A 20,195-nucleotide genomic window follows, 5' to 3' on the forward strand; every position below is an offset into this window, starting at 1 on the left:
CCTTGTTAACGTGAATAAGGTAGGGCTGTTGCTTTACCCTTTCTTGTTGATGCCACTTTATTGGGGTGTTCTATATCTTTCCAGGCAGTTACTTTACCGCCTTTGTTTAAATGTTCAAAATGGGTTGAGTCAGTTTTAATGGATAAAAACTTGCTCAACTCTTCTACCGCGTTGCTTTGATGAATATTAATGCACAGTAACTTGCTTGGTTGCTGATTAAAATAATGTAAAACAGCTTGTTGATGTTTTACATATGCACACGATAAAAAACCATCATCACTGATGTTATCAAAGGTAAATGGTGAGAATATTTGTTGATAACAGCGTTTAATAATAGGGTTAAAGCCGCCATCTGTGCGAGTTACATTTTTATACATGCGTTGTAGTAGCTGCTTTACTGATGGTATCCAGTTAGATAGTTCACGCTCAAGCAAAATAAATTTACTGTTTGGATACGCATTATCAAGTGCTTGGTAATCAGCAAACATTGGTGTGTCAGCTAACACTGTAGCGAGCTCAAAAGCTTTATCTGTGTAGGCGGTGTGAGCAACATGAAATCCAAAGTCTAAACATTTTTTACAGATACTTGTGGTCCCTGTACGGGGTAAACCGATGATAAACACTTTATTAACTGCGGGAATGCTCAACGTTGTTATACCTACTTATATTTTCGTGTTATCAATGAGAAGTGGCATTCACACGAATAAATGTGAATGCCATACATAATATTCCACAGCTCCTTGTGAATCACAGATTATAAACGTTTAATTGTTGATACTGCTACTCATTAAGGTAACGTTTTTTATAAAAGGTAAACCCAGTAATGATAGCAATGAGTATCGTGGTCATGATTGCGGTGAATACCCATGGCCCAAAGTTAGCAATGGTAGGAATTGCCAAAGCAGTGACAATGCCGCCACCAACAATGGGTTCGTATAACGGCTGTTTATAACTAAAAGGTCTGATATGTTTATCTGGCGAAGTAGTCGCTTGCTTTAACATTAATAAACCCACTGCGGTAGTCCCCATTGACTGGCCAACCTCGCCAATGCCTCGTATTTTCCAGTCTTGGTTAAAAAACCAGTTACCAAAGATAAAATATATCGCTGCACTATAAACAACACCTACAGCCCCTAGCAGTAAAATGCTCTGCCAATATTCAGCAAGTACTGATAAGTTTAATGCACCTAAGGCGGCAATAATGAGAAGATCAAGCGACAGGTTGGATAATAAATTGATTTGATAATTACTAATAAGGTTACCCGCACCAAACTTGTTTAACATGACTTGAATCAATAAGCCTATCAGCATCGCGACGGGAAATAGCGGCATATATTTAAAAATTGAAATCGATGCTTCAGGGAATAGTTGTTCTTCAGTAACTTGTAAGCCAGTTAAAATTAACCAAGCAAGCATGATCACTGTACCTAAAATGGCAAACTGTAATCCAAATGGTCTATCTTTCACTTCTCGGTTGTTATCGTCATCAGTCATTTCAAGCTCTTGCTCTGAATCACCTGTTTTGTTTGACATGATAGTACCTAAGGTAATTGCACTAATTAGTCCGATTGTGGCAATACCTAAACCTAAATCTATCCCTTTAGCGAAATCAAGCCCCTCAAAAGTTGATTGCAAGCCAGCTACAGTACCGTGTCCGCCTTGAAAGCCTACCGCAATCAATGCTCCGGCAAACGCTTTGGTATCAAATAAAGGGGCTAAAATGAGTAGCGTTGTGATCATTCCCACCACGTATTGACCAATCGCGATGGTATAGCCAAAACTAAGATTGGGTAAACTTTGATTAATTGATTGTTTTATTGTTGGGATTTTTTTACCCAAGAATAGCCCCGCAAATACGACAACAATTAAGTATCCGGGTAACTCCTTCCATATATTAACAATGTCATCATCAATCCAAAGGCTTTGTTCTTTAATCGAAATGTCTATGAACTGACCCAGTAATTGTGGGCCTAAAAGCAAGGCGAGCACTCCAGCTATTAACGAAGAAGGAATAATTAACCCTTTGAACAATGTGTGTTTTATCGTGTTTCCAAGCACTAAGAAAAATGCCAATAATAATATTGATTTAAAAAATACAGCTAATTCCATAACCTTGTGAATCCTTATCGATGATAGACCAATAAATTATCTTCAATATGCAATAACTGCTCCATGAGTATTTACTTCTAACTTATTGATTTTAAAGTTGTATTTTTATTTCTTTATGTTGGTGAGTAACTTTTACTAAGGAGGGTGAATTTTTTACTTGGTAAGTCTTTGAAAAGGTACGGTGTTCACTATTGAGTTTTGTAGAATAGATAAGTTATTGATGTATATAATTCATTGTAAAAAAATTGTCATTTATTTGTCATTTAATAAAGTTGCAATATTCCTGAAACCTTACTGTCATAATTAATTATTACACTTTGCTTCATTATTTACTTGGATAAACGTTTCGTTTTTCCAGCTGCTGTTAAGCAGTTTACACATAATGAAGGTTTAATTATGAAAATGTTCAAGTTGGCACCGGCAGGTATGTTTTTGGGTGCCATTTCCTTGTCCTTACCAAGCGTAGCTGTTCAACAAACAGATGTGAAAGATGTTGTTGAAGCCGGTAAGAAAATAACCACTTCTGCAAATAAGTCACAAAAACGTGTTGATCGTATTAATGAGCAAATTCAAACCAAACTTCAACAATTTAAAGCCTTAAATAAAGAAATAGACGGTTTAAATGTTTATAACCAGCAAATGCAAACGCAGGTTGAAAATCAACAAACTGAACTAGCACAACTAGCCGTTTCAATGGAACAAGTCAGTGTTATTGAGCGCCAAGTTTCACCGTTAATGGCACGTATGATCGAATCGTTAGCGTTATTTGTATCGCTAGATGTGCCATTTTTACCTGAAGAACGCAATAACCGTATTGAAGCATTACAGCGAACTTTAACACGAGCTGATGTATCTGTTTCTGAAAAGTTTAGACAGGTACTAGAAGCGTATCAGGTTGAGGTTGATTACGGCCGAACAATTGAAGCTTATACAGGATTACAAAATGTAGCGGGTGAAGAGCGTGATGTAGATTTTTTACGTATTGGTCGAGTAAGTCTTGTATATCGAACACGTGATGGACAACACATGGGAATGTGGGATCAGCAAAGTGAAAGCTGGCAGCCCTTGGCGGCTAATTACCGCACTGATATTAACAAAGCCTTACGCATTGCACGCAAACAGCTAGCACCTGATTTAATTGTTGCGCCTGTTGTTCAAACATCTGCTGAGTAAAGAGAAAAACAATGAAAAAAATAACCCAATTATTGGCCACATTATTACTTGGTGCCTTAGCTACAAATGTTTTCGCTCAACAACAAGCAACATCGCTTGACCAATTGTTAGCGCAATTAGCGCAGGGACAAATTGCACAAAGTAAAGAAAATAAACAACGTGAAGCAGACTTTAACGCACGTAAAGCACAGCAAGATCAAATGTTATCGGATGCCAAAAGTACCCGTGATCAAGCCGTGCAGTTAAGTACTGAACTTGAAGATACCTTTCAAAAAAACGAAATTGAGTTAGGTAATCGTATTGAAGCATTGAATAAACGCATGGGTGAATTAAAAGAGCTCTTCGGCGTTTTACAGCAAGTTGCAGGCGATGCGCGTAGTAAGTTCACAACTTCGGTGATTTCTGCACAAATTCCAGGTCGTGGTGAGTTTTTAGATCAATTCGCACAGAGCATGGGTTCTACATCAAAACTTGCTTCTATCGAAGAAATTGAACGCTTATGGTTTGAGCTTCAACGTGAAATGACGCAAAGCGGTAAAGTGCACAAATTTACCAGAGAAGTTGTTGCTGCAGACGGCGCGAAGTCACAACAAGAAGTTATACGTGTTGGTGGTTTTAGCTTGGTTTCAAAGGGTAAATATCTTGAATATATTGATGAGACTGGTTCAGTAGCTGAGTTGATTCGCCAACCTAATAGCCGTTATTTATCGTCAGCTCAAGCGTTAACATCAAGTAATGGTGATGTTGTGCCATTTGCGTTAGATCCTACCGGTGGTTCAATTTTAAGTTTGTTAGTGCAAGCCCCTGATACGCAAGAACGTGTTGATCAAGGTGGTGCCGTTGGTTATGTCATTCTTGCCATTGGCGCTGTTGGCTTACTTATCGCCCTTGAACGCTTCATCACCTTATTTTTAATGGGCAGTAAAGTACGACGTCAATTAAAAACAGATGTTGCATCAAATGATAACCCGTTAGGTCGTGTCATGTTGGTTAAAGATGAAAACAAACATGCTGATACTGAAACACTTGAACTGAAATTATCAGAGCGTATTTTGGCCGAAGTACCCAAAATTACCAGCCGACTCACCTTAATAAAAATCGTCTCTGTTGTTGCTCCGCTTATAGGTTTGCTTGGGACAGTAACGGGTATGATAAACACCTTCCAAGCAATTACCTTATTTGGAACAGGAGACCCTAAACTAATGGCCGGTGGTATATCACAAGCGTTAGTTACCACGGTACTTGGCTTAGTTGTTGCCATTCCGATGGTATTTATTTCAACGTTATTAAACACGCGTAGTCGCGGCATCATTAATATTTTGCAGCAGCAAAGTGCGGGCATTATTGCAGAGCGTGCTGAAAGCGAAGAATTGGCGAAAAAGGGAGCCTAACTCATGGTTATATTCATCGAATTGATGAATAGCATTCGCGAATTTTTAGACACCGGCGGCCAGGTACTTACCGTCATTGCCGGTGTTATATGCCTAATGTGGTTATTAATATTTGAGCGTTTGTATTTTTTCTTTGTCGGTTATCAAAAAATGAAAAAACACATGATGCAAACGTGGCAAAGCAGGGCAGAACGAAGTTCTTGGAATGCTGAACAAATTAGAATCGCTAATGTGTCTAAGGTAACAGAATCGTTAAACCATAATGTGGCGTTAATTCAAAGTTTAGTCGTGTTATGTCCGTTATTAGGTTTGCTAGGTACAGTGACCGGCATGATAGAAGTATTCGATGTAATGGCTATTTCTGGTAGTGGTAATGCACGTTCAATGGCATCCGGGGTATCTAAAGCAACCATACCCACAATGGCTGGCATGGTGGGGTCATTATCTGGTGTATTCATAGTTACTTGGTTACAACGTAAAACCAAGCGTCGTACAGAACAAATGGAAGACGCGCTACCACTAGCGCACTAAGTTTGAGTTAAAGAGGTTAGAACATGCGTTCTCAATTATCAAAAGTATTACAAGAGCAAGAAGAAGCAGAAGAAATTAACATGACACCTATGCTTGATGTTGTGTTCATCTTGCTCATTTTCTTTATTGTCACCGCTTCCTTCGTAAAAGAAGCGGGTATTGAAGTAAATCGCCCAGAAGCTGCAACAGCGGTCAAGAAAGAGCGTGCGAATATACTCGTGGCCATTAGCGATAAAGGCGAAATTTGGATCAATAAACGCCGAGTAGATGTGCGGGCAGTGCAAGCGAATATCGAGCGATTAAAAGCAGAAAACCCACAAGGTACCGTGGTTATTCAAGCCGATAAAAAAGCAACGACAGATGTATTGATCAAAGTAATGGATTCAGCAAGAGCTGCTGGTGTATTTGATGTCTCAATTGCAGCGGATGAGGCTTAGTGATGTTAGAAAATGTCAGTCGATATGCAATATCTTTCGCGCTAGCGGTATTGGTGACGATTGCACTTTTGTGGAGTATGCAACGCCTTATTGCCGGTGGTAACAATGTGATGTCAGAACCTCCACGGGGTAATGTGCTTGACTTTATTCGTTTAAAGCAAGAAGAAACGGTACAAAAAAAGGAGCGTAAGCCACAAAAACCACCTACGCCTAAAACACCACCGCCACAAATGCAACAACCACAAATGCAGCAGTCGAACCCTAATAATAATGCGGTTAGTACGAACTTTACCGCTGACGTACAAGCTGATACCGGTCTATCGGGTGGGTTAAATTTAAGTAGTGCTGATGGCGATTATTTACCGATTGTGAAGGTTGCACCTATCTATCCTAGAAGAGCGCAATCAAGAGGAATTGAAGGGTACGTTATTGTTGAATTTACCGTAACCAAAAATGGTTCAGTGCGTGATCCTATTGTAATCGAAGCGAAACCTGAGGGTATTTTTGACACTGCTGCAAAAGATGCCGCCTTAAAGTTTAAATATAAACCTCGTGTTGTTGATGGCGAAGCAACGGAAGTTGCCGGTGTACAGAATAAAATTTCTTTCGAAATAGACGGTTAATAACGAATAAGAGAGAACAAAAATGAAATCAATAATTGGTATTTTACTCAGTGTATCTGCTCTTTACGCTGCACCTACGTTTATCGTTAGTGAAGCTAAAGCAGAAGAACAGCGCGAATCTGTGCGCGTACCCGCTATGCGCAATCGTGTTTATACTCAGTTGGCTCGAGCCCAACAAATTGCCGACGAAGGTGATAAAGCAGCAGGCTTAGCAGTGCTTGATGAAGTGAAGTCGCGTATCGACAGCATGAACAGCTATGAAAAAGCAATGTTGTGGAACTTTTATGGCTTTATGTATTACGCAGATGAAAACACAGCGAAAGCTGTAGAGAGTTTTAATCAGGTTATTGCCGAGCAAGCTATTCCAGAATCATTGCGAATGTCTACGTTGTATTCACTTGCGCAACTTTCCATGCAACAGCAAGACTATAAGCAAACATTGAATTATTTAACGCAATGGAAAGCTGTCAATACCAAAGCATTAACACCGCAACAACATGTGTTATTTGCGCAAGTATATTATCAAGCGAAACACTATAAAAAATCATTAACTGCGATTGAGAATGCCGTAGCATTAACAAAACAAAACGGTGAATTACCGAAAGAAAATTGGCTAGTTCTTCAGCGTGCTAACTATTACGAGCTAAAACAACCAGAGAAAGTGACAGAAGTGATGGAGCTCATGGTTAAATTATTTAGCAAGCCCGAATATTGGCTGCAACTGGCAGGGATGTACGGTGAAATTGGCCGTGAAGATAAGCAAATGGGAGCCATGGAGTCGGCATGGCAAGCAGGCTTTATTACTAAATCACAAGACATCATTACCTTAGCACAACTATATCGTTACAATAATGTGCCGTATAAAGCGGCAGTATTGCTGGAAAAAGAAATTGCCAAAGGCAATGTGATCGCTAATGAAAAACACTTAGAAATGTTAGCGCAATCGTTAATGGCAGCGAAAGAAGATCAAAAAGCTATCCCTGTTTTAGTGAAAGCGGCTGAAATAGCTGATTCAGGTAAATTTGATGCCCAGCTAGCACAAGCTTATTTAAATACTGAAAAATGGCAATTAGCAATAGATTCAGCAGAAAATGCCATTGAGCGAGGTGGCGTTACCAGAGTAGGTGATATGCACTTAATTGTTGGAATGAGTCATTTTAATTTGAAAAACTTTTCTGAATCTATGTCGGCTTTTGAGCAAGCAGAGCAGATAAAGGCTTCTGCAAAGTCGGCAAGTCAATGGCTTAAATATGTCGCTCGTGAAAAACTACACCATGACCAACTCGCCATGCTAAATTAATCACAATAGGCGTTACTTATGCGTGAATGACACGATAATACGTGCATTAAAATGAAAGAGTCTAACAGGGGGCTACTGTGTTAGGCTTTTTTGTTTTTTAGTGCTGATTGTTTAACACAACATTAATGCAATATTTTTACAATGTGAGTTTATTCTTTTGGTCGTTAAATAAAATCAGTATGTTACGTAGTTTCTTCTATGAAGTGCCGGCTTTCAAGATGGTAAGTTTTTACCGCGTATTCTATATTACTCAACTGCTTTATAGTGATAGCTTCTGTTAGTAGAAATGGTTTAAACCGTATGAATGTTGAATTAACCGTATTAATAATCTTGTTGTGCATTAACTTTGTGGTTGCTTTGAAATTGCCGAAATTTAAACGCCGAGAGCCAATGTTTATTTTTCAAGTTATGCTTTTGCTTATTTTAGCAGGCATCATGTTTGAGGCGGTAAGTGGTATTGCGAGTATAATTTTACTTTGTTTATCGCTTGTTTACTTTGTGAACATTAAGATAAGTAGTCGAAAACATTAGTCGTTAAGGTAAACAAAATATGTGGCAGGTGAAGTGTAACTTCATAACTAACTCGCCACGCTCAATTAATCACGATAAATTATCTACACTGGATGCGATAGCCTAACAAGTGAAGAATCCGCTAGGCTATTTTTCGTTACTGCCACGTAAAGGGTTTACTCTACCACCCGTCACTTTATCGGCGCGGCCCTCATTTTTCGCTTTTTCAGCTCTGCGTTTTCTTACTTCTTTAGGATCGGCAATCAGTGGGCGGTAAATTTCAATGCGATCATAATCTTGCAAAGTATCTGTTAACTTTGCGGTTCGATTCCAAATACCCACTTTATTGACAGATAAATCAATTTCTTTAAAAGTAGATTTGATATCTGAAGCTTCAATCGCTTGTTCAACCGTGTAATCGTCTGGCACAGTAATGGTTAAGATCACTTGCTTGTCAGGTGTCCCATAAACTACTTCAATTTGAATTTTAGGCTTTGGGGTGTTATCCAATGTTTGCTCCATATACGTGTTTAGCACGCTCAGTAAAGGCTTGTACCATGTTGTTTGCAATGTTATTAAACACACGGCCAAAGGCTAAATCAAGCACTTTACTCGAAAACTCATAATCAAGGTGTAAACTGACTTTACATGCATCGTCAGATAACGGCGTTAGCTGCCAATTCCCGTGAAGATATTTAAAGGGGCCATCAAGCAAAGACATATGCACTTCTTTGCCATCTACTAATGTATTCTCTGTTGTGAACCATTTCTTCAACCCACCTTTTGACACTAGCAAAGAAGCGGTCATTTTATCGGGTGATTGCGAGATAATTTTACTGTCACCGCAGTCAGATAAAAACTCGGGGTAAGCACGTACATCATTAATTAATTGATACATTTGCTGACAATTAAACATCACTAATGCATTACGACTGATTACTGGCATTTTTCCCCCTAGAATTTGGCCGAGTATAATAGCAAAGGCTTAGTATAATTGTCGAAAATGATTTCAATCGCTCTCAGTGTGAGTATAATAAGCGCCGTTATGGGAAAGAAAAAATCTAAAAAATCAAATAGCAATACAATTGCGCTCAACAAAAAAGCTCGTCACAACTACGATTTGTCTGACAAATTCGAAGCAGGTATGAGTCTTCAAGGTTGGGAAATTAAAAGTATCCGTAGTGGAAAGGTTAATATTTCTGACTGCTATGTGATGGTGAAAGACGGCGAAGCATTTTTAGTTGGTGCTGAAATTTTACCGTTAAATGCTGCATCTAGCCATGTGGTATGTGATCCAGTAAGATCTCGAAAGTTATTATTGAACCGTCGTGAACTAGATCGTCTAATAGGCGCTGTAGAACGAGATGGCTATTCTTTAATAGCGACTGCAATGTACTGGAAACAATGCTGGGTAAAATTAGAGTTTTACTTAGGTAAAGGTAAGAAAACACACGATAAACGTGCTGATATTAAAGATCGTGAGTGGCAAATAGATAAAGGCCGCTTAATGAAAAACAAAAATTTGGATAAATAACATACAATCAATTGGTTAAAATTTACCACGTTGTTTATTTCATTAAAGCGCAGTACAATAAGCGCTTGAGAGTAATCTCAAAACTTTGGGGCGGATTTAGGATTCGACGGGATTCGCGAAACCCAAGGTGCATGCCCAGGGGCGGTTGGCCTGGTAAAAAGCCGCAAAACTATAGTTGCAAACGACGAAACGTTCGCACTAGCAGCTTAATGCTAGCCATCCCCACAAAGCTTTACCTGTAGGCTAGTGGTGCGATGGTCATAGAATACTAGGTTAGCGAGGGAACCTTGTCTGAGGGTGAACCGCGAAACAGTATCAGACTCACCAGAAAGAAGCCTGTCGTTCGGCGTCTGACTGGTTAAAAAAATGATCGACTAAGCATGTAGTACCGAGGATGTAGGTTTTTCGGACGGGGGTTCAACTCCCCCCCGCTCCACCACCTTCAATATTAAAGACGCCCTAGGGCGTCTTTTTTGTGTCTTAAGAAGCACTAGAGTCAGACAAGCACGGTAACGTACTAGCAATCGCTAATGTACAATAGTTATTTTTGTTTGTTTTCTAAGAATTTTGTTAACGAAGGGGGTCTTTCACATTTTATTCTTCCGCCTAATAAACCACTGAGGATAGCAGCGCTTTTACTTAGGGTGTTTGCACAATCTACTGTTTTTCTTTTGAGCTTTAATTCTGAAATATCCCCCTTTATTTGAAATTTACCATGCGACTTTGCAATCGAACTTTCTTTTGCTAAACGATCATGGGTCCAATCAGCTAAACTTTTATCAAGCGACTGTTTTTTTACTTTATCTACCAGCGAGCTAAGGGATTTTGAGGACAGGGAGGTTGTAAGCTTATCTTTTAACTTAGCAGGTGGGAGGCTCTTATTGGAATACTTCACTTTTGATTGGCGAATAGGGGGCATTGGAACATGCTTTTGAGTGACTTGTCGCTCTGATTGCGGAGCTTCTATTGATTCAACAATATTATTCTTTTTTTTCGGTTTTATATGAGTAGGGTAAAATAAGCTAGCCTTTATTATTGTTGGCCTTTGTATAGGTTCCAACTTTATTGTAGTGGTCATTAACAAATAAATAAGAAACACATGAACACTCAAGGCTAAAAAGATAAAAAAATAGCTATCATTTTTACTTTTAGAAGCGGGGGAGTTAGAGAGTTCGGGGAGTATGGGTAACTTAAAATCAATAGCTTGAGCGGAATAGTCTTCTTTATTAGTCTCTGTAAAAAGACTTGGAACGCTGAACTCATTTATTTCTTTAGGGATACGTGTCTTAGGAAAACTAAGATTTTCATCAAGCTTGAGCGCGTCCATTTGCGAAATTCCTAATAAATTAATCCCATAATCATATAAAGCTAGGTTGCTTACAAACAGTTAACTTTTTGTTTATCGTAGCGTTAATAGAAAGTTGTCAATAATATATAGAGTGTGCAAAGCGTTCATTAGTTCACTTAAGCATGGTATGCAGGCCACGTTGTCTGAGTTAGTAAAAAGATTTGCGGAAAAAAGCGCATCGCCCGCGTATGTGCAAGCGCTATTTTCAAAGCCTGGTATAAATGATTGAGCATTTAGACCAGACACGATAATTCAGTGTTAAGTATTGTTCTGGGGTACTTAACACTGATTTCTTACACTTAATTTAGCTTTGCCAGTTTTTGATTTGCATATGCTCTTGCTTTAGCCACTTTATTACTTGCACCGTGGCCAAGACGATAGAGAATATAATAACAATAAGGAACAAACGCTAAACTGGTAATAGTTGAGAAAATCAAGCCGCCAATAATAGCGATCGCCATAGGCTTATAATCTAATACACCTGAATCTGCTGAGTTACTATCAAAAAGCACAGGCAACATACCAATAACAGTGGTGGCAACTGTCATCAAAATAGGCCTTAAACGAGTTGAACAGGCATCAATAATCGCTTGTTGCAAATGCTCAGCAGTGCCTTTATAGCGGTTAATTTGATCAATAAGTACAATACCGTTGTTAACCACGATACCCATGAGCACTAGCATGCCGAGTAAGCCTGTTTCACCAAGCCCTATGCCTAATATAGCAAAGGTCCAATATACGCCAACAAAACCTAAGCCAATAGAGCTTAAGATGGCGATTGGCAATAGTAGTGATTCGAATAAAGCGGCCATGATCATGAAAATCAAACATAGTGCGATGATCATATTAAATACCATATCGTTTAATGACTCATCTTGCTCAGCAAACTTTGGTCCAAGCCCCCAAGAGTAACCTTTAGGCAGGGTAATAGCGCTCATTAGTTCATCTAATGACTCTGCGGCTTTTTTGTGGCTCACTTCTTCAATATTCATGTCAATTGAGAGTTGAGTTTGACGATCCATGCGAGAAATTGTACGCGGTGCAGGACGCGTTTCAATATCAACTAATTGTTGCAACGTTAATACCGCTCCGTTCGATTCCATTACTGGTAAGCGTTTAAAATCTTCCATTGGAATAGCATCTTTTTCAAAGTAGCCTGCTACAATTTCTACTTCACCTTTATCTGTAGTGCGCATGGTTTTTAGGTTGATCCCTCGAACCGCATTACCAATGTTAAACGCAACGTCTTGTGTTGACACCCCCAATTGCATAGCACGTTGGCGATTAACGATAAGTTGCATTTCGTATACTTCACCCTCAGCACTATTTTTTACGTCTGAAAAGTGTGGATGAGCCTCAACAACGGGGATCAATTGTGTTGCTATGTCATTTAGTTTCGCAGTTGAACGCCCATGTAAATAAACACTTACCGCGGTGCGAGAGCCTTCAGCTCGTTGCAATGAAGCTTTTGCATAAGCCGATAATGGAAAGTTTTCTTTGATTTCATTTTTTATTTCATCAATGGGGCGGGGTAAGTTTTCTACAAATCTAATATTTGACCAAGCACCACGACTAAAAACACCAGAATAAAGCTTGTGTATGCCGAGCGATTGTTTATGGGTTAATAAATAAGATTCAACTTGCTTAAGGTAATCAAGTTTTTTTTCTAGATCCGGCTCACCCGTAAATTCATAAAATATCCGCAGTCTTTTTTCTGACTGTGCGTCACTCGAACTTTTATCAACAATGCTCTTAGCCGCCATAACACTGATGAACATCACTAAGAAAAATGCTCCTACACGTTTTGGGTGTGTTAATCCCCAGCTTAAAAATGCACGGTATTTTTGCTGAGCAGTATCTGAGCCAGATTCATTCTCGCTAGCATTGTTGGGTAGCACGCGATACATACACAGGGGAATTAATGTTTTGGCCACTAATAATGAGACTAATAATGGAACACATATCGACACTGCTATTTGTTGAAGCATTATTGTTAAAAAATTGCTATCGCCCATTTGCAAAGGTAAAAATATAACTACAGTCGTTAACGTGGCGCTTAAAATAGCGGTACTGACTTTATCAACACCTTCTATCACTGCTGATGCGCCTTGGTCGCCTTGTGCGCGTTGCTGTAAAATACTTTCACACACCACGACTGAATTATCTATTAGTAGACCTATTGCTATGATAAGGCCAATCAGGGTTAACATATTTAAGCTAAAACCCATAAAGTATATAACTGCCAGTGAAATACTGAGCGAGACAGGAACGGCTAAGACAACAACACTGGTGAGTTTTAGATTTCGTAAGAAAAACCATAACACCAAAAATGACAGAATCGCGCCTATCGCACCAGCTTGTAGTAAAGAAGCTATAGACACTTCAACGCTGTTGCCATCATCACGATCATAGTCAAGGGTAATATGTTGTAATCGCGGATTCTGCATTGCATTATCAAGCACCGCTTTAATTTTATTTGATATTTCTACCACATTGGCATCAGATTCTCGGAAGATATCTAACCCAACAGCAGGTACACCATTCACACGGCGTTGCCACTCGCGCTCAGTAAGGGCGTATTCAACACTCGCGATATCTGATAACCGAATTCGCTCGTTTATTCGTTGTGCACGAATATCTTCAATGTTGCGGTATTGACCTTGTGGGGTAACGGTATAACGATAATCGCTGGTGTGAACTTCACCGACAGACTTTAAAAAGTTTGCATCACGCAATACCTGTGTTACGGCTTGAATATCGACACGGTTCATGGCTAATTTATCAGGATCAAGTTGGATCCAGATACGTGGTTGTTGTAAGTATAGTTCTACACGGCCTACGCCCGAAATGCGTTCTAACGGTGTTTTGAGTTGATTTTCTAATAACTCGTAATCATGCGTGAGCGATTTCTCACTCAGCAAAGTGAGCTCTACCACCGGCATATCTTGTGTTGAAAATTTTCTTACGTTGATACGTTCTAAGTCTTCAGGTAACAAGTGCCTTACCATGTCGACTTTTTCTCTCGCTTCTAAAATCGCGCTGTTAAGGTCAGTCGTAAACTTCATTTGAAGCGACAAATTTGCCCAACTAGCGGTGGTGCGAGAACGAATGGTATTTACGCCGTTCATCGTTGACATTGCTTCTTCAAGAGGCTTGGTAATTAAACGTTCAATTTCTTCTGGCGTTGAGCCAGGATAAGATATTTGTACATTAACTTGTGGCGCATTAACTGCGGGCCAGCTATCAAGCGGAATAAGCTTGCTACTAATAAGGCCAGCAACAAACATTGAAACCATTAGCATGAAACAGGTCACTGGCCGCTTTAGTGCCAAAGCGGTTAAGTTTTTTTTAAGTTTACCTTGTTTCATGTTCGGCCTTGTTAAAGCTAGCGGTGTTAGTGACTTTTTCTCGATTAAACAAGCTATATAAAACAGGGATCAACACCAGTGTTAAAAACGTCGCTAGTAATAAACCGCTCATAACGGTAATAGCCAGTGGCGCTCGTAATTCGGCACCTTCACCTGTTGCCATTGCCATAGGTAATAAACCTAAAACTGTCGTCATGGTTGTCATTATTATTGGGCGTAATCGAGATGTTGCAGCGTCAAATATCGCGTCAATCATTGCCATCCCTTTAGAACGTAGTTGATTAATACGGTCAATTAATACGATGGCGTTATTAACGACAATACCACTTAGCATGATCAGGCCAATGAAGGTAATAACGCTTAAATTTGTGCCGGTAATAAATAATCCGAATATCGCACCTAGCACAGCCAGTGGTACACTGATTAAGATAATGAATGGGTTTAACAAAGATTCAAATTGAGACGCCATTACCAAGTAAACTAAGAATACTGCAAGTAGTAATGCCATTATCAATGAAGAATACGCTTCTTCCATTTGTTGGTTTTGGCCAATTACCTGGCTGTAAATATGCTCAGGTAAGCCTAAAGCTGCAACTTCGCTACGCACAACTTGCGCTGCTGTAGATAAATCGCCATGGTTTACAGAGGCTGTAATAATAGCAACGCGTGCTTGGTCAAGGCGGTTAATTTCATTTGGTCCAATTGACTCGGTTACTTGTGCTACCGAAGATAAGGGGACACTTTGACCATCTTGACCATGAACGATCATATCTCGTATTGCATTAACAGAATTGCGTGCATCACGTTCAACTTGCACCTTGATGTCTACTTGACGATCATCTAGGTTATATTTACTTGCAACATCGCCACCAATTTTGGTTGCTAATATATCTGTAATGCCAGCTGCTGTTAACCCAAGGCGGCTGAGTCTTTGATGATCAAACTCAATTTTTAATTCAGGCTGCCCCTCACGTAGGGTTGTGGTGACGTCGGCAAAGCGACTTTGTTGCTGCAACGTCGCTAGTAATTTATCAGAGAAATATTTAAGTTCATTTAATTGATAGCCACTAAGTACGACAACTAATGGGCGTTCTTGCTCAAACATTTTACTTTGAGTAAATTCTGCGTTGGTGTTTGCCATTGCTGCTAGCTGGGTTCTTAACTGTTGTTGTACTGCGGTTAATTGTTCAGGTGTTTGGGTTTTAACAACGAGTTGCCCCCAATGAGAACCACCACGTGTAGCGCTACTCATCATTAAGCTGCCGGTGCCTGACATCGTATAAGTGTGGATGACACCTTGCATATCTACCACAGAGCGCGCTAATAGGTTTAACTGCTGATCAGTTTTTTCAATCGGTGTACCTTGACGAAGGGTTAACTCTAAGGTGAGCTCGGTTTGCGCCACCTCAGGCATTAACTCCATGCCAACCTTCGGCAGCAAACTTGTAATAGCGATGGCAAAAATGAAACAAACAACGACAACAACCATTCGCTGCTGCATGGCGGATTTAAGAATCTTCTCATAACTGTTAGCAAACAAGGTATAAACGCTATTAAAAGCGAGATAGGCAGGGCGCATAATCTTATTGGCAAGCCAGCTAAGTATTTTCGCTATCATCATAGCGATTCTTAGTAACCAACGGCCAATAAAACAGGGAATTTTTACTAATACGAAGGTGAATGGCATGAAGATATAGCCAAGCCATTTTCGACCACCAGTGTTAACTGTGTCGGGGCTGGTTTCAGTATTTGTAATATGGTTGTCTTCTGGAAGAGAAAACTGACGTGAAGCTAAGGTTGGTATAAAACTTAACGCTACTAATAACGATGCGAGTAAAGCAAAAGTAACGGTCAGAGCTTGGTCACTAAATATTTCACCCGCAAACCCAGTAACAAAGGCTAATGGAGCAAAAACGGCGAGGGTTGTTAAGGTAGATGCTGTTACTGCGCCAGACACTTCGTTTGTACCATCTATGGCCGCCTGCTCTGTATTTTCACCTTGTTCTTTTTTACGGTAGATATTTTCTAACACCACAATGGCATTATCTACGAGTAAACCAATTGCCAAGGCAATACCACCTAACGACATAATGTTGAGGCTAATATCGTTGGCAAACATTAAATTAAAGGTTGCAACAATGGAGATTGGAATAGCCAGTGCGATAATAAGGGTAGGGGTAAATTTACCTAAGAAAAGGTAGAGAACTAGGATAGCTAAAATACCGCCGATAATGGCTGTTTGCTTTACCTCATCAATGGCTTTTTCAATAAATTCAGCTTGGTTTGATAAGAGTTTTAACTCTGTATTTTCTGGTAAATTTTCTCGCAACTGTTGTATTTTGGCTTGTACCTTTTTGGCTACTGCCACAGTGTTGGCGTCACCTTCTTTATACAATGCCATTTCAATGGCTTCATTGCCATTAACACGGGTGATATCTTGACGGTCTTTTACGCCATCCATAACCTTTGCAATATCTTTGAGATAGACTGTTTGGCCTTCTTCTTGTTTGATGATGACATTACCAATTTCTTCGATATTAGTGAATTGGTTTAGGGTACGCGCTAGAAACTCTTGTTGACCGTCATATACTCGGCCTGCTGATACATTAATGTTTTCACTTTTTATACGGTTGCTAATTGTCTCTGCTGTTATGCCGCGGATCATCGCTTGTTGTTGGTCGAGCAGCACTTGAACTTCTTGTTCAAGACCACCACTTAATTGCACGGCAGCTACACCATCAATTGGTTCTAGGGCACGTTTTAGTTCTTGTTCTGCATACGTTCTTAGTGTACGTAATTGTTCATTGGTATGTGCCTCACCTGAAATGCTTAGACGTATAATTGGGTCTAATGATGGATTAAATCGTAATATTACTGGCTTTCTTAACTCTACAGGTAACACTACCATATCGAGCTTTTCACGTAGTTCCATAATGGCGAGATCCATATTGGTTCCCCATTGGAATTCAATGATTAAATCAGATTGTCCCGGCTTTGAAATAGAGTGTAATTTGCGAATGCCGTTTACAACACCCACTGATTCTTCAATAGGCTTTGATATCAACTGTTCTATTTCCGCTGGAGCAGCCCCTGAATTTTCTGTTCTTACTGTCAGTGTTGGGTAACTTAGATCAGGTAAAAGTGACACAACTAAGCGTGAAAACCCTACCATGCCGAACAACATTACAGCCAACACGAGCATAGTAATAGTGACTGGGCGCTTTACAGCAAGCCTAGCAATATTCATAAATAATCCTTACTTCAGTGTTGCTTAAAGCTGCTGTGAGTTGTCGTCAGAATGTGATAACGCAGCACTTTTGTCTTTATTAAGTACATTTATAAGTGCATTGTCTTTTAAGCCGTGCTGACCAACTGTGATCACCCCATCATCACTTGCTAATGGTGTGATGACCTCTATCCAGCCGTCTTGTGAGTAACCTAGCTTGACGTCGAGTTTTTTAGCGCGGTTATCGTTTGCGGTAAATACTGTAGCGTTACCATCTTTTTTTATTACTGCACTTTCAGGGATCATGGTGACTGCTTGCTTGCTATCTAGCAGTAAAGCAACACGAGCAAACATACCTGGTTTTAATGTTCCACTTTGATTGTCGATGGTTAAGGTAACTTTAAATGTCCCTAATTGACTGTCAACCAAAGGCGCGATACGCAGTACTTTTGCTTCTAACGATAAAGACGGCTCAGCAGGAAAACTTAATTTAGCAATTTGACCCACTTTTACTTGGTTTAGCTCAGACTCAGGTAAATAAACAATACCTATAAGCGAGTTTAATGAAACAATGTGGAACATATCGTTACCCACATTACTTAACATGTTGTGCGCTTTTACAGATCGCTGAGCAACAACGCCGTCGATAGGAGAGACCACTTTAGTATTACGTAGTTTAATTTGAGCTAATGCTAACTGGTTCTCTGTGGTTTGCACTCTGAATCTGAGTTTATCAAGGTCTTTCTCAGAAATTAACTGTTCACCGTCAATAGGTTGGCTTCGTTGGTATTCAGAATTAGCTGACATATAGTCAATTTTTGCTCGTTCATAATCAAGCTCGTAACTTTGAGGATCTATTTGAGCGAGTAAGTCACCTGCTTTTACTTTTTGACCTTCTTGTGCATGTATAGACTCAAGCATTCCTGTTACTTCATTAACAACTTTACTTTCTTGTTCTGCCTCTAATACAGCCGTGGTTTGATAATACTTTGCAACATCGCCTACTTTGGAAAATGTGACTTCAACTGGAATTGCAAATTCTTGTTTTTTTTCTTTGTTATCTTTTTGTTCAGTTCTACTTAGCTGACCTTCTTCGCCTGAACAGGCTATTAGTGCTAATAAACTAAGTGTAAGAAGTATTTGATTAAGTGATTTTTGCAACGACATTGTACCTGCTTTTAATGTTGTTATAGTTTTCTGCGGATATGATAGGTGATTATCAAGTGAAAACAAATGAATTCATTATGTTATTTTCACTTGTCTACTGACATTTTTGCCATTAATTCATCTTTTCTTTTAACGCTGCGTAACTAACAAAATATCGCGTTATAGCGTATTTTAAAAAGGGAGTTTATAGCGTTTTTGCTTGAACTTTTTTAAGTTTGGTGACATAAAGGCTTAATGACAAAAAGTTTAGTGGGTGATAGGAGGTAAGCATGCAAGCAATTGTAAAGTGGTCGACTTTTTTATTTTGCTTATCAGTCAGTCTTTTTGCTCATGCAACTCATATTATTGCTGTGACAGAACATTTACCGCCTTATCAGCAGTTAAAAAGTAACCACGATGTTTCGGGGTTTTCAGTTGAAATTGTTAAAGCGTTGGGTAAACAGTTGGGGGATGACATTACCTTTGAAGTGCTTCCATGGAAGCGTGCTTACCGTAAAGCGCAAGAGCAAAAAAATGTATTAATTTTTTCTATGTATCGTATTCCTGCCCGAGATGAATTATTTAAATGGGTGGGTAAAATAGATGAAAACGTGCATTATTTCTATGCCTTAAGAGATAAAAAGAAAAACCATATAACTGATATAGATGAAGCAAAAAAGAAGATCATTGCAGTGACAGGTAATGCCTTTGAAGATAAACAATTAACTAACAAAGGCTTTAAACGCTTAGCAAGAGTTTCCAGCCCTGATCAAATGGTTAACTTATTGTTTAATGGGCGAGTAGAATTACTTTTCGGAAGCGAAATAGCCATTACTAATTTAGCCTCACAAGCAGGCCGTTCACCCAGCGAACTTATACGACTAATAACCATTGAAAACTGGGGTAATGGCTTATGGTTGGCTTTCAGTAAACAAACGCCTGATGCGACCGTATTAAAATATCAACGAGCATTTGATCAGCTACAAAAAAGTGGTCAGATTGAATCAATCAAAGCTAACCACTTTCATTTTGACTTTATTAAGCCCTGATATGAAGTTAGTTACTTTCTAAATAAGCAAAAACGGTTTGAAAAGCGGTTTCTTGGAATTTCTTTAACCCAGTATCTCTAAAGTCTATTGGCACTGGTGATTTAGCGATGGTCGATTTGATCATGGAAGCGGATAAAATTTCTGCATCAATGCCTTCAACCAATTGAATAGCAGCTTCTAATTTAAAACCAACAGCACCACCGGCAAATTTACCTTTAAGTGCACGGCCTTTAATAACAACTTTATCAATTTGGTAATCTTCTAGAAATTTTGCAAAAGTGAATTGGAATTTACGTAAATCTTCTGAGTTACCTGCGTTATCGATGGTAATTCTTGGTACACGAACCTGAGGAATATCATACAAACCCATTGATTTTGACATGACACAAATAACGGCATCATTGCCTTTAAGTTCTACACCACAAGCTTTCATTGAATGACCTATTGACT

General features: G+C 39.3%; 17 protein-coding genes and 1 other RNA gene. 9 read left to right on the forward strand and 9 right to left on the reverse strand.

Annotation, left to right across the window (positions count from 1 at the left end):
• Positions 1-5: 5 nt before the first annotated feature.
• Together Q4489_RS10845 and Q4489_RS10850 are read right to left on the reverse strand one after the other, a co-directional pair.
• Complete coding sequence (locus Q4489_RS10845; RefSeq protein ID WP_303480361.1) at positions 6-641, reverse strand: sulfotransferase; 636 nt, start codon at positions 639-641, stop codon at positions 6-8.
• A 139-nt stretch (positions 642-780) separates the two neighbouring features.
• A complete protein-coding gene (locus Q4489_RS10850) occupies positions 781-2,109 on the reverse strand; it encodes a sodium:glutamate symporter (RefSeq protein ID WP_303480129.1) in 1,329 nt (442 codons plus the stop codon).
• 396 nt (positions 2,110-2,505) lie between these two features.
• Between Q4489_RS10850 and Q4489_RS10855 the strand changes: the two genes are divergently transcribed.
• The 6 genes from Q4489_RS10855 to Q4489_RS10880 are packed head-to-tail and all read left to right on the forward strand — an operon-like array spanning position 2,506 to position 7,564.
• Entirely contained in the window at positions 2,506-3,282 is a 777-nt protein-coding gene (locus tag Q4489_RS10855) for a DUF3450 domain-containing protein (protein ID WP_303480130.1), read from the forward strand.
• 11 nt (positions 3,283-3,293) lie between these two features.
• The gene (locus tag Q4489_RS10860) at positions 3,294-4,673 is read left to right on the forward strand and encodes a MotA/TolQ/ExbB proton channel family protein (RefSeq protein WP_303480133.1); all 1,380 of its coding nucleotides are present in this window, start codon (positions 3,294-3,296) and stop codon (positions 4,671-4,673) included.
• A gap of 3 nt (positions 4,674-4,676) precedes the next feature.
• Positions 4,677-5,204 carry a MotA/TolQ/ExbB proton channel family protein gene (locus Q4489_RS10865; RefSeq protein WP_303480136.1) on the forward strand — a complete coding sequence of 176 codons (528 nt, stop codon included), beginning with the start codon at positions 4,677-4,679 and terminating at the stop codon, positions 5,202-5,204.
• A gap of 23 nt (positions 5,205-5,227) precedes the next feature.
• Complete coding sequence (locus Q4489_RS10870; RefSeq protein WP_303480139.1) at positions 5,228-5,641, forward strand: biopolymer transporter ExbD; 414 nt, start codon at positions 5,228-5,230, stop codon at positions 5,639-5,641.
• A 2-nt stretch (positions 5,642-5,643) separates the two neighbouring features.
• On the forward strand, positions 5,644-6,264 hold the full coding sequence (locus tag Q4489_RS10875) for an energy transducer TonB (RefSeq protein ID WP_303480362.1): 621 nt from the start codon (positions 5,644-5,646) through the stop codon (positions 6,262-6,264).
• Between the two features lie 22 nt (positions 6,265-6,286).
• Positions 6,287-7,564 carry a lipopolysaccharide assembly protein LapB gene (locus Q4489_RS10880; protein ID WP_303480141.1) on the forward strand — a complete coding sequence of 426 codons (1,278 nt, stop codon included), beginning with the start codon at positions 6,287-6,289 and terminating at the stop codon, positions 7,562-7,564.
• Positions 7,565-8,221: 657 nt separating this feature from the next.
• On the opposite strand, the gene Q4489_RS10885 is transcribed toward Q4489_RS10880, so the two are convergent.
• Positions 8,222-8,596 carry an RnfH family protein gene (locus tag Q4489_RS10885; protein ID WP_303480144.1) on the reverse strand — a complete coding sequence of 125 codons (375 nt, stop codon included), beginning with the start codon at positions 8,594-8,596 and terminating at the stop codon, positions 8,222-8,224.
• Positions 8,577-9,020: an SRPBCC family protein gene (locus Q4489_RS10890; protein WP_303480147.1), complete on the reverse strand. Its 444-nt coding sequence runs from the start codon at positions 9,018-9,020 to the stop codon at positions 8,577-8,579. The genes Q4489_RS10885 and Q4489_RS10890 overlap by 20 nt, the downstream gene beginning before the upstream one ends.
• Before the next feature lie 99 nt (positions 9,021-9,119).
• Between Q4489_RS10890 and smpB the strand changes: the two genes are divergently transcribed.
• Together smpB and ssrA are read left to right on the forward strand one after the other, a co-directional pair.
• The gene (smpB, locus tag Q4489_RS10895; protein WP_303480148.1) at positions 9,120-9,608 is read left to right on the forward strand and encodes an SsrA-binding protein SmpB; all 489 of its coding nucleotides are present in this window, start codon (positions 9,120-9,122) and stop codon (positions 9,606-9,608) included.
• An 87-nt stretch (positions 9,609-9,695) separates the two neighbouring features.
• Positions 9,696-10,047, forward strand: a transfer-messenger RNA (tmRNA) gene (ssrA, locus tag Q4489_RS10900).
• 102 nt (positions 10,048-10,149) lie between these two features.
• On the opposite strand, the gene Q4489_RS10905 is transcribed toward ssrA, so the two are convergent.
• The 4 genes from Q4489_RS10905 to Q4489_RS10920 all read right to left on the reverse strand — a co-directional run bounded on the left by Q4489_RS10905 (position 10,150) and on the right by Q4489_RS10920 (position 18,717).
• Complete coding sequence (locus Q4489_RS10905; RefSeq protein WP_303480150.1) at positions 10,150-10,935, reverse strand: hypothetical protein; 786 nt, start codon at positions 10,933-10,935, stop codon at positions 10,150-10,152.
• A 320-nt stretch (positions 10,936-11,255) separates the two neighbouring features.
• A complete protein-coding gene (locus Q4489_RS10910) occupies positions 11,256-14,324 on the reverse strand; it encodes an efflux RND transporter permease subunit (RefSeq protein WP_303480153.1) in 3,069 nt (1,022 codons plus the stop codon).
• Positions 14,311-17,571 carry an efflux RND transporter permease subunit gene (locus Q4489_RS10915; protein WP_303480156.1) on the reverse strand — a complete coding sequence of 1,087 codons (3,261 nt, stop codon included), beginning with the start codon at positions 17,569-17,571 and terminating at the stop codon, positions 14,311-14,313. The genes Q4489_RS10910 and Q4489_RS10915 overlap by 14 nt, the downstream gene beginning before the upstream one ends.
• Before the next feature lie 24 nt (positions 17,572-17,595).
• Entirely contained in the window at positions 17,596-18,717 is a 1,122-nt protein-coding gene (locus tag Q4489_RS10920) for an efflux RND transporter periplasmic adaptor subunit (protein ID WP_303480159.1), read from the reverse strand.
• Between the two features lie 269 nt (positions 18,718-18,986).
• On the opposite strand from Q4489_RS10920, the gene Q4489_RS10925 reads away from it, so the two are divergent.
• Positions 18,987-19,745 (forward strand): ABC transporter substrate-binding protein, encoded by a 759-nt coding sequence (locus Q4489_RS10925; protein ID WP_303480160.1) that lies wholly within the window; start codon positions 18,987-18,989, stop codon positions 19,743-19,745.
• Between the two features lie 7 nt (positions 19,746-19,752).
• Here Q4489_RS10925 and Q4489_RS10930 read toward each other — a convergent pair whose 3' ends face one another.
• Positions 19,753-20,178 (reverse strand): DUF3010 family protein, encoded by a 426-nt coding sequence (locus Q4489_RS10930; protein WP_303480163.1) that lies wholly within the window; start codon positions 20,176-20,178, stop codon positions 19,753-19,755.
• Positions 20,179-20,195 lie beyond the last annotated feature (17 nt).

The organism is Thalassotalea sp. 1_MG-2023, from assembly GCF_030546745.1.
Lineage (GTDB): Bacteria > Pseudomonadota > Gammaproteobacteria > Enterobacterales > Alteromonadaceae > Thalassotalea_C.

Coding starts and splice junctions, on each gene's coding strand:
- Q4489_RS10890 (WP_303480147.1), bottom strand. CDS start 9,020: ATGCCAGTAATCAGTCGTAATGCATTAGTGATGTTTAATTGTCAGCAA.
- Q4489_RS10870 (WP_303480139.1), top strand. CDS start 5,228: ATGCGTTCTCAATTATCAAAAGTATTACAAGAGCAAGAAGAAGCAGAA.
- Q4489_RS10855 (WP_303480130.1), top strand. CDS start 2,506: ATGAAAATGTTCAAGTTGGCACCGGCAGGTATGTTTTTGGGTGCCATT.
- Q4489_RS10865 (WP_303480136.1), top strand. CDS start 4,677: ATGGTTATATTCATCGAATTGATGAATAGCATTCGCGAATTTTTAGAC.
- Q4489_RS10885 (WP_303480144.1), bottom strand. CDS start 8,596: ATGGAGCAAACATTGGATAACACCCCAAAGCCTAAAATTCAAATTGAA.
- Q4489_RS10875 (WP_303480362.1), top strand. CDS start 5,644: ATGTTAGAAAATGTCAGTCGATATGCAATATCTTTCGCGCTAGCGGTA.
- Q4489_RS10880 (WP_303480141.1), top strand. CDS start 6,287: ATGAAATCAATAATTGGTATTTTACTCAGTGTATCTGCTCTTTACGCT.
- Q4489_RS10930 (WP_303480163.1), bottom strand. CDS start 20,178: ATGAAAGCTTGTGGTGTAGAACTTAAAGGCAATGATGCCGTTATTTGT.
- smpB (WP_303480148.1), top strand. CDS start 9,120: ATGGGAAAGAAAAAATCTAAAAAATCAAATAGCAATACAATTGCGCTC.
- Q4489_RS10850 (WP_303480129.1), bottom strand. CDS start 2,109: ATGGAATTAGCTGTATTTTTTAAATCAATATTATTATTGGCATTTTTC.
- Q4489_RS10920 (WP_303480159.1), bottom strand. CDS start 18,717: ATGTCGTTGCAAAAATCACTTAATCAAATACTTCTTACACTTAGTTTA.
- Q4489_RS10925 (WP_303480160.1), top strand. CDS start 18,987: ATGCAAGCAATTGTAAAGTGGTCGACTTTTTTATTTTGCTTATCAGTC.
- Q4489_RS10860 (WP_303480133.1), top strand. CDS start 3,294: ATGAAAAAAATAACCCAATTATTGGCCACATTATTACTTGGTGCCTTA.
- Q4489_RS10915 (WP_303480156.1), bottom strand. CDS start 17,571: ATGAATATTGCTAGGCTTGCTGTAAAGCGCCCAGTCACTATTACTATG.
- Q4489_RS10905 (WP_303480150.1), bottom strand. CDS start 10,935: ATGGACGCGCTCAAGCTTGATGAAAATCTTAGTTTTCCTAAGACACGT.
- Q4489_RS10910 (WP_303480153.1), bottom strand. CDS start 14,324: ATGAAACAAGGTAAACTTAAAAAAAACTTAACCGCTTTGGCACTAAAG.